The sequence below is a fragment of the Planococcus chinensis genome, assembly GCF_042681545.1.
GTDB classification, from domain to species: domain Bacteria; phylum Bacillota; class Bacilli; order Bacillales_A; family Planococcaceae; genus Planococcus; species Planococcus chinensis.
Genome location: NZ_JBHUFW010000002.1, coordinates 132,094 through 144,199, shown reverse-complemented (window position 1 = coordinate 144,199; position 12,106 = coordinate 132,094). Strand labels below are relative to the sequence as shown.

Genomic DNA, 12,106 nt, shown 5'->3' with positions numbered 1-12,106 from the left:
TCTGCGGTCCGCGCCTTTAATATCCAGACAGAAAAAGACATTCCGCCGGTTAGCACGGAAATGCCTTTTTCTGCCCTTCTTCAGGGATGCTTCTATAACGGATCACATTTGCAGTGTCTTACTTGTCATAAGGCGGCATATGGCCTTCTTCCCGGTGGAACGTTGAACTTTCCCGGTCCACCAGATAGGACATCATCCAGGAACCAGCCGCCGCTCCTGTTTTCCAGTCCTCTTTAAAGGTCACCTCGTAAACGCCATCATCCACTTTTTCGGCAGCGGTTGTTCTCCGGACATGGTAGCCTTCAATCTGTCCTTCCCACGTCCCTGCTTCTTTAGGGAACCGGTCGATTGGAGTACCTTCCCCACCGGTCGCGAATTCAACAGCTTCCGCTGCCGTATAGGGCGGCAGTGCTGCAGAAGCGTTCTGGAAATAGCCCCACAACAGCAAAAAGACGAGGAACGGCACAATGCAGAATGCTTTATTCGCTTTGTCCTGCCCCTGCCTTTTCAGCAGCCATTTGTCGATCATGCCATAAAGGACGGCTGTCAGAACGCCGATGAAAACGAAGGGGAGAATCGGAAACAGCAGACCGATGGCCGCACCAAATCCTCCGAGGATCAGGACATACGCCCAGTCCGCCCCTTCGAACCACTTCCGCTGCAAGGCCTCGATGGCAAGTGACACAAGATTCCCGTAGAACAGTACAAACCCTCCGATGTAGAGAAAGAATACAAACGTCATGCCGAAAAATTCTGTGCCCGTCTCATTAACCACGTCATCGGACACAGCAATGCTCCAGGAGCTCCAGGCCATGGACATGATGAACACCGAAAAGAATGTGGCTAAAAGCTTGCGGGCAGCGACCCTCCCGATTTGTTCTGTCATCGTCCACCTCTCCCTGCCCCAAATGCGGCGGCTATTCTACGCCATCAATTCCATGCCGGATAAAAGGAATGGCCGCTTTGATGAACGCCTCCGGCGGCACGTTGCTGTTCCGTCTCCATTCGACAGACGCTCCGTAGATCCCCCAGCTCAGCATGACCGCAGCCATTTTGAGCGCGTCCTCTTTTTCCGCACCATTTCGTTTTCTGAGCAGCTGATGGAAAAGGACTTCAAGCTGCTCGCGGATGATGCGGGCGATGGTGTCTTCATAGCCGCTGTGGCAATGGTGCGACAGCGACTTCTGGAAATTCGTCACCGCTTCGAAGATCTTGACGATCGTTTCTTCATCCACTTCCCTGTCCTGATAGGTTTCCACATCCAGATTCACCAGCAGCACTTCGCTCAAGGCCTTTTCGAGCAGATCGTAAATGTCCTCGAAATGGTAATAGAAAGTGGCCCGGTTGATCATGGCCTCCGCTGTGATGTCCTTTACCGTGATATCCTTGAATTCTTTCCTTTCCGATAGCGTGATGAATGAATCCATGATCAGCTTCCGGGTGCGGACGACGCGTGGATCCGTCTTGGATTGCACCATTTTCTCCACTCCTTTTCAAACAATATCGCCAATGTGTTGGATAAGCGACACATCGCTGGAATTATTGGTGTTGTTTGTTTTCATTATCGCTTACGATTTGATTGTAAAGCAACCCTGCCAGTCCAGAATGCGCTGCCGGCTTGCAAAGCGGCAAGCTGAAACGAGGAGGAAAAAGGAATGAAGGACAATAACGGAATGATGTGTGATCTCGAAACCGGAATTTGCGGAGTGGCCGAGGAAGAAGAAACCGGCCTGATCGATTTTAGCCGGCCGCAGAAAACAGCCACGCTGTATTATGTAACCGACCCGATCTGTTCCCATTGCTGGGCGATCGAACCGGTGCTCCGCCGTTTTATGGAACAGTACGGCACCTTTCTTAACGTCCAGACAGTGATGGGCGGCTTGCTGGAGAAATGGCATGACGGACCCATCGACCCGGCGAACGGCATCTACAAGCCGGCCGATGTGGCGCCCCACTGGAGGGAGGTCGGCGAACATTCCAGAATGCCGATTGATGGCTCGCTCATGGTCGACAACCCGGTGCAGTCGTCGTATCCGCCGTCCTGCGCCTTTAAAGTGATCCAGGAAACGCATGGCGCAGAAAAAGCCGCGGAATTCCTGCGCCGTGCCCGAGAAGCGCTTTTCGCATTCAACCGGAACATTTCAGAGCTCCCGGTTTTGGCCGATATTATCAATCAGATGAAACTCGACGGCGAAGCCATCGTCCGGAAAGCGGAAAGTCCGGCCGGGCAGCAGGCGCTGAATGCGGATTTCGCACTCGCGAGAAGCTTGGGCGCCAGAGGCTTCCCGACCATCATCATGGTCAATGAAGAGAACCAGGGCGTGAAAATCACCGGCGGCCGTCCGCTTGAAGCTTATGTGGACGGGTTGAAACAAGTTTTAGGACAGGAACAGCTGCAAGCAGCCCCGCAGCCGCCGCTTGCGCATTTGCTCCAAAAGGAAGAACTGCTATTTTCCAAAGAAATTGAAGTCATGTATGATGTAAACCAAACAGGCATTGCCGCTTTTATTGATAAAGAGCTTTCACCAGGCAGTTACGAGGAGAAGGAAATCCTCGGCGAAGCGTATTACACAACGAAGGAATAATCAGGAGGAGAAAAACATGGCGTATATCGCACAAGTGGATTTTAAAATGGACGGACCGTTCGGAGATGAGATGGCCGCGGGATTTTCGGATCTGGCGAAAAGCATCAATGACGAAGAAGGCTTCATCTGGAAGATCTGGACGGAAAGCCCCGAGACTAAGGAAGCCGGCGGCATCTACCTTTTCGAAACCAAAGAAACCGCTGAAAACTATGTGAAAATGCATACGGAACGGTTGGCCGGATTCGGCATCAAAGGCGTCAACGCCAAGATTTTCGCGGTGAATCCTGCGCTGACGGAGATCAATAAAGGACCAGTGAAATAAGAGAAACTTTATTATAAACTAATGAATTCTATTAAAAACGTCGACAAAGGATTTGTTTTTCGATCTTTTAGTGGGCGAACTGCTTTCAGTGCAGCTCAGAAAGAAAACATCCCTCGAAATACGAGAAGAGAAGATGCTGTTTAAAGTGCATCCTTTTAACAATAAAGAAAAAGGCATCGGATTATATTCCAATGCCTTTTGTTTCTATCTTTTGCCATCTTTATATGTGAAACTTGATACCATACTTTCCAGCAGCTGATAAAAGCTGTTGCATTTCATCGGAACTAGGCGGCTGAATTGCAGTGCGGTTTTCAGGTATCGGTACACTCCATTCTTTGAAAAATTTCTCTAACCCAGCGGGATGGAGATATGTCAGTACTTTTGCTTTGTCGGTTTTCACAGAAAACGTATGCTGAACTCCCTTAGGTGCGTGAACGTACGTGCCTGGAGTTGCATGAATGACTTCACCGCCTATCATATATGTTACTTCGCCTTCGAGAAGAAAGAAATCTTCATCTTCATTCGTGTGCGTATGAGGCGGTGGCTCCAACCCTTTCAGTTTTTCTACAATGACGACTGCATATTTTCCATCTGTATCTTCGCCGTTAATAAGATAAGAAAATTCTGCTCCACTGAACAAAAATGTATTCTCGGCTGTGGGTTGTTTGGCAATAGGTTTGCTGACCATTGCTTTCCCTCCGTTCACATTTATAATGGAACATTCATTAACAGAGGAGTGCCTGTCGGATTTTCACAAATGGCATCTATACCATATCCAATATTTCAACTTCAATTGGTTGGCTATAGATTGAGCAACCTTTCATAATGTCATTTGTTTTGATTGTAAACCACCTCTTTATGCTTCAACACATTCTCTCGGTTATATTATAGTCCTTTTCCGTAAAAAAACAAAGTGTTTTCTGAATATTAAAATAACTAATAAATCGAGATATTCTAGCCAAGAATTATAGATATCAGCCGCCGATGATGAGCTGGTAGCGCTCGCCGGCGCTGTAGATCTGCTTCGCTTTTTCGATGATCGGCCGGTCGACCATCTTGCCATCGAACATGAAGACGCCGGCACCTTTCGCTTCGTTCTCCGCGTAATCGAGCACTTTCACCGCCCAGTCGATTTCGTCGCGCGACGGGCTGTAGACCTCGTGCATGATGGGCAGCTGCTTCGGATGGATCGCCATCTGGCCGTTGAAGCCGAGTGCACGCGCCGACGCGGCACGCGTTCGCAGGCTTTCGCCGTTATGGACATCGGGGAACACGGTGTCGTAAATCCCAGGGATACCGGCTGCCTTTGCGTACGTGACGATGCGGGACCGCGCGTAAAGCGCTTCAAGCCCGGCTTCGGTCAGCGTCAGGTCGGCGTCGACCGCGTAATCGATGGCGCCGAATGCGACGCCGGTGACGTTCGGGCCGCTGAAGATGTCTTCCAAGCGGATGATGCCAAGCGCCGTCTCGACGAGCACGATCAGCTCGCCCGATGCGCCCATGCCTTCCCAAGTTTCAGCGACCTGCGCCGCACTTTCGGCTTTAGGCAGCATGATGCCCGTGACGTTTTCATGCCGCGCCAGCTTCACGTCGTCCGCATACCACGGCGTGCCGTACTGGTTGACACGCAGGAAGATCGGCTTGGCGGGCCCGTCGCCCAGTTCATCGAGCGCCTGCCGGATGGTTTCCCGCGCGCCTTCCTTGTCGTCCATATGGACCGCGTCCTCCAAATCCCACAGCAATGCGTCCGCTTCGCTGCTGACGGATTTCAGCAGCCGCTCCTTCTTTGTGCCTGGTGTGAACATCAAGCTTCGGTAAATCATCGTTTGGCCCTCCCTTTAAATAATGCCGTCCTTTTTCAACGCCTCGATTTCGCTGTCGCTGAGCCCAAGACCGCCGTACACTTCCCGGTTGGACGAGCCGAGCTCTAGGCCTGCATGGCGGATCTCCCCCGGCGTTCGGGAAAGTTTCGGTGCTGCGTTGAGCATCTTGACGCTGCCAAAATGCGCATCCGGCACTTCGGCGATATTGCCCCGGTAGTTGAAATGCGGATCTTCCACGATGTCTTCGACCGTGTAGACCGGCGCAATCGTCGCGTCAAAGCGGATGAACCGCTCCAGCACCTCTTCCTGCGTATAGCCTTTCATCCACTTGGCGATGATCGCTTCGAGCTCATCGGCATGTTCCAGCCGTTTCTGGTTGTCCGCGAATTTCGGATCGGCGATCAGGTCCTCCCGACCGATCGCCTTGAAGATCCGCTCGACAATCGGCTGCGACGTGCCGGAGATGGCGAGCCATTTATGGTCTTTCGTTTCATACAGATTGCGCGGCACCGTCCAGCCCGTGCGATTGCCTTTCCGCCCCGGAATGACGCCGAGCTGATCGTATTCCATCACCTGGTTGCCGAGCATCCCCATGAGCGCTTCGTAGATCGGCAAGTCGATGTACTGCCCCCGTCCGTCTTCCGAATGGTCGCGTTCGTACACCGCGACCATCGTGGCGTATGCCCCCATGAGCGCCGTCGCGTAATCGGCGAGCGCGAAGCTCGGCAGCACCGGTCCCCGGTCAGGGAAGCCGTTGACCTGCGCGAACCCGGACATCGCTTCTGCGAGCGTGCCGAACCCCGGACGCTCTTTGTACGGCCCGTCTTCGCCGAATCCTGAGACTTTCACGAGAATCAACCCGGGATTGAGCCGGGAAAGCGATTCATAGGTGATGTTCCATTTCTCGAGCGTCTGCGGCCGGAAATTGGTGATGACGACATCCGCCCCTTCGGCGAGCTTATGGAACAGTTCCTGCCCTTTGGGGGTGCTGAAGTTCAGCGTGATCGGTTTTTTATTGCGCGACACGAGCTTCCACTCGAGCGATTCGCCTTCCTTGTGCCGGCCGGCATTGCGCAGCGGGTCGCCCGCCGGATGCTCGACTTTGATGACGTCCGCCCCGAAGTCGCCCAGGTACGTCGCAAGCATCGGCCCGGCGAGCACCGTCGACGCATCGATGACACGCAGCCCTTCAAGCGGCAGTTTTCGGTTTTCTTCCATTCAAACAGCTCCTCCGAATGCTTCTGAAAACGTTTTCAGAATTTTCTACCATCATACATTTTCTGAAGGTGAATGTAAATACTTTGGATACAAAATCCAAATATACCCGGCAGCGGAATCCTCTCGGACTTCCGCTGCCGGGTGCAGGGGTTATTTTTTATTTTGTTCCACAATCCGCTCGGGATGGGTATACAGGTTGAACGATTCGCCCCGCACAAAGCCGACCGCAGTGATGCCGAGCTCTTCTGCGAGCTCCAGGGCGAGTTCCGTGGGCGCGGATTTCGACAGGATGACGGCGCAGCCGATTTTCGCAACTTTCAGCAGGATTTCCGAGGAGATGCGGCCGCTGAAGGCGATGACCTTGTCGCACACATCAATGTCGTTTCGGAGGCAATGGCCGTAGATTTTGTCGAGCGCGTTGTGCCGGCCGATGTCCATGCGCGGCAGGAAAAAGCCGTCGGCGCTGCAAAGCGCAGCATTGTGGACCCCGCCGGTTTTCCGGAATGTCTCCGCGCTCTCTTCCAGCTGCCGCATCAGGGAAAAGCAGTCTTCCGGCGTAAGCGTGGTCCGGACCCCTTCCATCCCTTTGACGGTCAGCGCGTCATGGGCGAACACGAAGCCTTGCCGGCTCATTCCGCAGCACGAAGAGATAAAGCGCTTGTTCTGCAGGTTTTCAAAAAACGGGTAGACTTTGTCCGCTTCGACGCGGACGATGCCCTTTTCGCTGTCGACACGGATGTCCCGGATGCTTTTCGGATTCGGGATGATGCCTTCGGACGCCAGAAAGCCGACCGCCATGTCCTCGATGAATTCCGGTGTGCAGACGATCGTGATGAATTCGCGTCCGTTGATGTAGATGGTGACGGGCTGTTCGGTGACGACCCTTTCCTCCCGTTCCGAGAACGCTCCCTTTTCGTAGCGGAGCACTTTCCGGGCTGTCTGCTGTTTGTTCTCCATGGCCCTTCTCCTTTATGACGCTGTCATTCGTTTGACTATTCCGTAAATTCATTGTAGCGCTCTGCTAAATTGATTATAATACAATCATAACGGGAATGGGCTGTGAAAGGGACTCACGCCATTTAAGTTCCTTGAAAGCCAATAGTGTCACTCGTTTTTCAGTACTATTTAAGATATGAAGCAAAACAGCGCAGACGCCTGCGGGAACAGCGAAGTGCTGAGATCCACTCGTGCGCCAAGCCCGAGTTAGCTCAGCGCGAGCCCGCGGCAAGCCAGCTGTTTTGCGGAATATCGTTTATGAATATTCTCTAGTTCAACCCAAAATTAAATAAAAAGGAGGTGCCGGCATGCCGGTCAAGATAAACGGTTCGTTTTATGAGTTCGAGGAAGGGCAGACGATTCTCCAGGTGGCCAATGCACACGGGATTGCGCATCCGCAGATCTGCTATTTGCCGGAAGTCGATCCGATTGAAACCTGTGACACGTGCATCGCGGAAGTGGACGGGCGGCTCGGGCGGACCTGTTCGATGAAAGCCATCGATGGGATGGACGTCCGCCTCGCTTCCCCGCGCGCGAAAGAAGCGCAGACGGAAGCGATGGACCGGATCCTCGAGAATCATCTATTGTACTGCACGGTCTGCGACAATAACAACGGCAACTGCAAGGTCCACAATACCGTGGACATGATGGAGATCGAACATCAGAAATATCCGTTCGAGCCGAAATGTTCGACGGATGCCGTCGATTTCACCAATCCGTTCTACCGTTACGACCCGAACCAGTGCATCGCCTGCGGGCAATGCGTCGAAGCGTGCCAAAACCTGCAAGTTAATGAAACCTTGTCGATGGACTGGGAGCGGGACCGTCCGATTGTGCTGTGGGACGGCGGTGCGAAGATCAACGATTCGTCCTGCGTCAGCTGCGGCCACTGCGTCACGGTTTGTCCGTGCAATGCCCTCATGGAGAATTCCATGCTCGGCGAAGCCGGCTTCATGACCAGCCTGAAAGACGACATCCTGACGCCGATGATCGACCTGGTGAAAGATGTCGAACCGGGCTATAGCGGCATCCTGGCGATATCCGATGCCGAAGCGGCGATGCGCGAGACCCGCACGAAAAAGACCAAGACGGTGTGCACGTTCTGCGGCGTCGGCTGCTCGTTCGAAGTATGGACAAAAGACCGGAAGATCCTGAAAATCCAGCCGGTCTCGGAAGCGCCGGCGAACGCCATTTCGACATGCGTCAAAGGGAAGTTCGGCTGGGATTTCGTCAACAGTGAAGAACGGCTGACCACGCCGCTCATCCGCCGCGGCGACGAATTCGTCGAAGCTTCCTGGGAAGATGCGCTCGACCTGGTCGCCCTGCGCCTCGGGGAGATCCGACGGGAACACGGCAAGGATGGCGTGGGCATCATCTCGTCTTCGAAGATCACCAACGAGGACAATTACGTCATTCAGAAGCTCACGCGGCAAGTGTTCGAATCGAACAACGTCGACAATTGTTCGCGCTATTGCCAGACGCCGGCGACAGACGGCCTGTTCCGCACCGTCGGAATGGGCGGCGATGCGGGCACCATCCAGGACATCGCAAGCGCCGGGCTCGTCATCATCATCGGCGCGAACCCTGCCGAAGGGCATCCGGTCCTCGCAACGCGCGTCAAGCGTGCGCATAAGCTGCACGGCCAAAAGCTGATTGTCGCCGATCTGCGGAAAAACGAGATGGCCGAACGCGCCGACATCTTCATCCGGCCGAAGCAGGGCACAGACCAAGTGTGGCTGATGGCCGTCACCAAATACCTAATCGACCAGGGCTGGCACGACCAGCGCTTTATCGATGAGAATGTCCACCATTTTGGGGAATTCAAAGAAGTGCTCGGAAAATATACGCTTGACTATGCCCAACAGCAAACCGGGCTTTCGCAGGAGACGCTCATCGCGATTGCTGAAGCCATCCGCGACGCCGACGGCACATGCATCCTATGGGGCATGGGGGTGACCCAGAACACCGGCGGTTCGGATACGTCCGCCGCCATCTCGAATCTGCTGCTGGCGACCGGCAACTACCGCCGGCCGGGCGCCGGTGCCTATCCGCTCCGCGGCCACAACAACGTGCAGGGCGCCTGCGACATGGGCTCCCTCCCTGCCTGGCTGCCGGGCTATCAGCACGTCTCCGACGACGCGGCGCGTTCGAAGTTTGAACAGGCCTACGGCGTCAAGATCTCAGACAAGCCGGGCTTCGACAACGTGTCGATGCTGCGGGCGGTCGATGAAGGCATCATGAAGGCGATGTATGTCGTCGGCGAAGACATGGCGCTTGTCGACTCCAATTCGAACCATGTCGACGAAGTCCTGTCGAAACTGGACTTTTTCGTGGTGCAGGACATCTTCTTCTCCCGCACGGCGCAATACGCCGATGTCATCCTGCCGGCGGTGCCGTCGCTTGAAAAAGAAGGCACGTTCACCAATACGGAGCGCCGCGTGCAGCGGCTTTACCAGGCGCTGCCGGAACTTGGAGGGGCGAAGCCCGACTGGTGGATCGTCCAGGAAATCGCAAAGCGCCTTGGCGCCGATTGGGATTACAGCCAACCGGGCGAGATTTTCGCCGAAATGGCCAGCCTGACGCCGCTGTTTGCTCAAGCGGACTACGAATCGCTCGAAGGCTGGAACAGCTTCCTGTGGGGCAGCCTTGACGGGTCGAGCACCCCGCTGCTGTATACCGACGGCTTTAATTTCGATGATAAGAAAGCGCGTTTTGCACTGTCCGACTGGGTCGAGCCGGTGAAATTCCCCGACGAGTTCGACCTGCACATCAACAACGGGCGCATGCTCGAGCATTTCCACGAAGGCAACCTGACGGACCGCTCGAGCGGCATCCACGAGAAAGTGCCGGAGAACTTCGTCGAAGTGTCGCCGGAACTCGCAGAGGCGCGGGACCTCCGGAACGGTTCGGTCGTCCGGCTCGTTTCCCCTTACGGCGCCGTGAAAGTGCCGGTGGTCGTGACCTCAAGGGTCCGGGGCAACGAATTGTTCCTGCCGATGCATTCGGTGAAAAAGGAACGCGCCATCAACTTCCTGACCGGCCCCGCGACCGACCAACGGACCAACACGCCGGCCTTTAAGCAGACGATGGTGCGGATGGAAGTGCTGCAGAAGGACGGCCACGACCCGCTGCCGAAGACGAACCACCGCACCAAACGGCGCCATCCGACACGGGGTGTGGAAGTCGAACGCAAATGGCAGCGGCCGGACCATGTGCCGCTGACCGACCAACCGGAAGAAAGGTGATGTGCTTTGGCGACACCGATTACACGAATCCATAAAAAGCAGCTGACGCCCGAGGAGCTTAAGCTGCAGCGGCTCTTTGAACTCGAAACCCAAGTAGCCGAGCAGCAGCAGGCGCTCCACAAGCTACTCGAAATCAGCGGCGAACTGGACAAGGCGGGCATTCTGGATGCCGTGAACGCAGTGGTCAAAGCCCGCGAGAATTTGACCGAAATCGCCGTGCACCAGGCGGCGCGCGAACCGGTGACAACTCTCATAAACAACGTGATGAACGCAGCAGTCGCTCTGACGTCGATTGACCCGGCCACGACTGCGAAGCTTGCAGCGGGTGTCCAAGGCGGCTTCCGCGAAGCGGAAACCGCACAGGCAGACCGCCGGAAAATCGGTCCGCTGGGCCTGTGGAAAGCGCTGCGCGATCCGGACGTCAACCGCTCGATCCGTTTCGGGTTGAATTTCCTGAAAGGCATGGGGAAAGAACTGGGGCAGAAATAGAACACTCCCCAAACGACAGAGTCCACGAATGAAACACCGCAAAAAAAGCACGTCTGACGCAATTGTCAGGCGTACTTTTTGACTGGCCTTGCTCCTATACTTCTTCCGTGCGGTCCGTTGCCGGCGGCGGCGCGGTCGACAGGCCGGAGATTTCATTGCGCCATTCCGGCGTCATGTCGATGTCTAGTGCAGCAAGTGACGGCTCCAGCTGCTCCAGGTTCCGGGCGCCGATGATCGGCGCCGTGACAGCCGGATGGGCCATCGCCCAGGCGACAGCAAGCGATGCCGGATGATGGCCTTGCTCCTCGGCGTATTGTGTGAAGCGGTCGGCCGTTTCGAAATAGGTTTTATCGCCGTAGCGCTTTTCGTAGTTTTTCTGTTCGACGAGGCGGCCTTGCGCCGGTTTCTGTCCGCCTGCATATTTCCCGGTCAGCAGGCCGCCGCCAAGCGGGCTGTAGGTGATGACGCCCATCTGCTCGGCTACGGCAAGCGGCAGGATTTCCACTTCCGCCTGGCGCTTCACGAGGTTGTACATCGGCTGGATACACTCGAAACGCGCGAGGCTCTCACGGTAGGAAATGCCGAGCGACGTCGCGATCTGCCAGGCGGCCCAATTGCTGACGCCCGGATAGAGGATCTTGCCCTGGCGCTGCAGGTCGTCCATCGCGCGCAGCGTCTCCTCGATCGGCGTATCCGGATCGAAGGCGTGGACAAAATAGAATTCGATGCGGTCCGTGTTCAGCCGCTTCAGGCTGTTCTCCACTTCCCGCATGATGTGGCGGCGCGACAGGCCGCGGTCGTTGACTCCGGGACCCATTTTTCCGTTCACCTTTGTCGTCAGCACCAGGTCATCCCGGCTGTCCGCGATGCACCAGCCCAGGATCTCTTCCGACTCGCCTTTGTTGTAGACATTGGCGCAGTCGAAGAAATTGATGCCCGCCTCCCGGCAGCGGTTGAACATCGCCCGCGACGTTTCCGCATCGGCATTGCCCCCGAATGACATCGTCCCGAAGCAAAGGCTCGATACTTTGATGCCCGTTTTCCCAATTGTACGGTAATCCATTGCGCTTCCTCCTTTTATGTACCCAATCGCCTTTCCATGGCCCAGCAGCAAAACAGGATGTACGTCCATTATTGCGGAGTTCGGTTATCCAGTCAAACAATTATCTGACTATTCCGGTTTATTGAACTGTAATTTTATCTCCGTTATGTTTCTTAAAAATAGAAAAAGCAGCCTTTGAAGGCTGCCTCAGTTTGTAGATACAGTTAAGAAAAGCTATATCGGATCCTCCACTTCAGGCGGACGCTTTCCGCGGGCTTGCGCCGAACTAACTAAGAACCTGTGCTCCTGCGCAAGCTCGTCGCAAATACTTGCCCTTGCAAGCTTCGGTCAAGCATTGACTGGCGTCCGAGTGGATTTCGGCACTT

At 55.1% G+C, this 12,106-nt stretch carries 11 protein-coding genes; 4 read left to right on the top strand and 7 right to left on the bottom strand.

Translation table 11 applies throughout. The annotated features are described in order from the left end of the window. Nucleotides 1-118: 118 nt before the first annotated feature. Together ACFSDB_RS00745 and ACFSDB_RS00740 are read right to left on the bottom strand one after the other, a co-directional pair. Entirely contained in the window at nt 119-886 is a 768-nt protein-coding gene (locus ACFSDB_RS00745; protein ID WP_204891548.1) for a hypothetical protein, read from the bottom strand. 31 nt (nt 887-917) lie between these two features. Beyond that, nucleotides 918-1,478, bottom strand: a complete 561-nt coding sequence (locus tag ACFSDB_RS00740) for a TetR/AcrR family transcriptional regulator (protein ID WP_204891549.1) — start codon at nt 1,476-1,478, stop codon at nt 918-920. Nucleotides 1,479-1,655: 177 nt separating this feature from the next. Between ACFSDB_RS00740 and ACFSDB_RS00735 the strand changes: the two genes are divergently transcribed. Further along, nucleotides 1,656-2,585 carry a DsbA family protein gene (locus ACFSDB_RS00735; protein WP_204891550.1) on the top strand — a complete coding sequence of 310 codons (930 nt, stop codon included), beginning with the start codon at nt 1,656-1,658 and terminating at the stop codon, nt 2,583-2,585. Nucleotides 2,586-2,601: 16 nt separating this feature from the next. Beyond that, entirely contained in the window at nt 2,602-2,907 is a 306-nt protein-coding gene (locus ACFSDB_RS00730) for a monooxygenase (RefSeq protein ID WP_204891551.1), read from the top strand. Nucleotides 2,908-3,127: 220 nt separating this feature from the next. On the opposite strand, the gene ACFSDB_RS00725 is transcribed toward ACFSDB_RS00730, so the two are convergent. The 4 genes from ACFSDB_RS00725 to fdhD form a co-directional block, all read right to left on the bottom strand. Beyond that, nucleotides 3,128-3,595 carry a cupin domain-containing protein gene (locus ACFSDB_RS00725; RefSeq protein ID WP_204891552.1) on the bottom strand — a complete coding sequence of 156 codons (468 nt, stop codon included), beginning with the start codon at nt 3,593-3,595 and terminating at the stop codon, nt 3,128-3,130. 286 nt (nt 3,596-3,881) lie between these two features. Beyond that, the gene (locus tag ACFSDB_RS00720) at nt 3,882-4,730 is read right to left on the bottom strand and encodes an HpcH/HpaI aldolase/citrate lyase family protein (protein WP_204891553.1); all 849 of its coding nucleotides are present in this window, start codon (nt 4,728-4,730) and stop codon (nt 3,882-3,884) included. Nucleotides 4,731-4,745: 15 nt separating this feature from the next. Continuing rightward, nucleotides 4,746-5,948: a CaiB/BaiF CoA transferase family protein gene (locus ACFSDB_RS00715; protein WP_204891554.1), complete on the bottom strand. Its 1,203-nt coding sequence runs from the start codon at nt 5,946-5,948 to the stop codon at nt 4,746-4,748. 150 nt (nt 5,949-6,098) lie between these two features. Then, nucleotides 6,099-6,905, bottom strand: coding sequence for a formate dehydrogenase accessory sulfurtransferase FdhD (gene fdhD, locus ACFSDB_RS00710; RefSeq protein WP_204891555.1), 807 nt, complete (start codon nt 6,903-6,905; stop codon nt 6,099-6,101). A gap of 347 nt (nt 6,906-7,252) precedes the next feature. On the opposite strand from fdhD, the gene fdhF reads away from it, so the two are divergent. After that, a complete protein-coding gene (gene fdhF, locus ACFSDB_RS00705; protein WP_204891556.1) occupies nt 7,253-10,189 on the top strand; it encodes a formate dehydrogenase subunit alpha in 2,937 nt (978 codons plus the stop codon). A 6-nt stretch (nt 10,190-10,195) separates the two neighbouring features. Further along, nucleotides 10,196-10,678 (top strand): helical membrane plugin domain-containing protein, encoded by a 483-nt coding sequence (locus ACFSDB_RS00700; protein ID WP_204891557.1) that lies wholly within the window; start codon nt 10,196-10,198, stop codon nt 10,676-10,678. Between the two features lie 94 nt (nt 10,679-10,772). Here ACFSDB_RS00700 and ACFSDB_RS00695 read toward each other — a convergent pair whose 3' ends face one another. Continuing rightward, on the bottom strand, nt 10,773-11,741 hold the full coding sequence (locus ACFSDB_RS00695; protein ID WP_204891558.1) for an aldo/keto reductase: 969 nt from the start codon (nt 11,739-11,741) through the stop codon (nt 10,773-10,775). Nucleotides 11,742-12,106 lie beyond the last annotated feature (365 nt).

Bases quoted from the DNA above. Each gene is read 5' to 3' on its own strand.
- ACFSDB_RS00745 (WP_204891548.1), bottom strand. From the start codon at position 886: ATGACAGAACAAATCGGGAGGGTCGCTGCCCGCAAGCTTTTAGCCACA.
- ACFSDB_RS00740 (WP_204891549.1), bottom strand. From the start codon at position 1,478: ATGGTGCAATCCAAGACGGATCCACGCGTCGTCCGCACCCGGAAGCTG.
- ACFSDB_RS00735 (WP_204891550.1), top strand. From the start codon at position 1,656: ATGAAGGACAATAACGGAATGATGTGTGATCTCGAAACCGGAATTTGC.
- ACFSDB_RS00730 (WP_204891551.1), top strand. From the start codon at position 2,602: ATGGCGTATATCGCACAAGTGGATTTTAAAATGGACGGACCGTTCGGA.
- ACFSDB_RS00725 (WP_204891552.1), bottom strand. From the start codon at position 3,595: ATGGTCAGCAAACCTATTGCCAAACAACCCACAGCCGAGAATACATTT.
- ACFSDB_RS00720 (WP_204891553.1), bottom strand. From the start codon at position 4,730: ATGATTTACCGAAGCTTGATGTTCACACCAGGCACAAAGAAGGAGCGG.
- ACFSDB_RS00715 (WP_204891554.1), bottom strand. From the start codon at position 5,948: ATGGAAGAAAACCGAAAACTGCCGCTTGAAGGGCTGCGTGTCATCGAT.
- fdhD (WP_204891555.1), bottom strand. From the start codon at position 6,905: ATGGAGAACAAACAGCAGACAGCCCGGAAAGTGCTCCGCTACGAAAAG.
- fdhF (WP_204891556.1), top strand. From the start codon at position 7,253: ATGCCGGTCAAGATAAACGGTTCGTTTTATGAGTTCGAGGAAGGGCAG.
- ACFSDB_RS00695 (WP_204891558.1), bottom strand. From the start codon at position 11,741: ATGGATTACCGTACAATTGGGAAAACGGGCATCAAAGTATCGAGCCTT.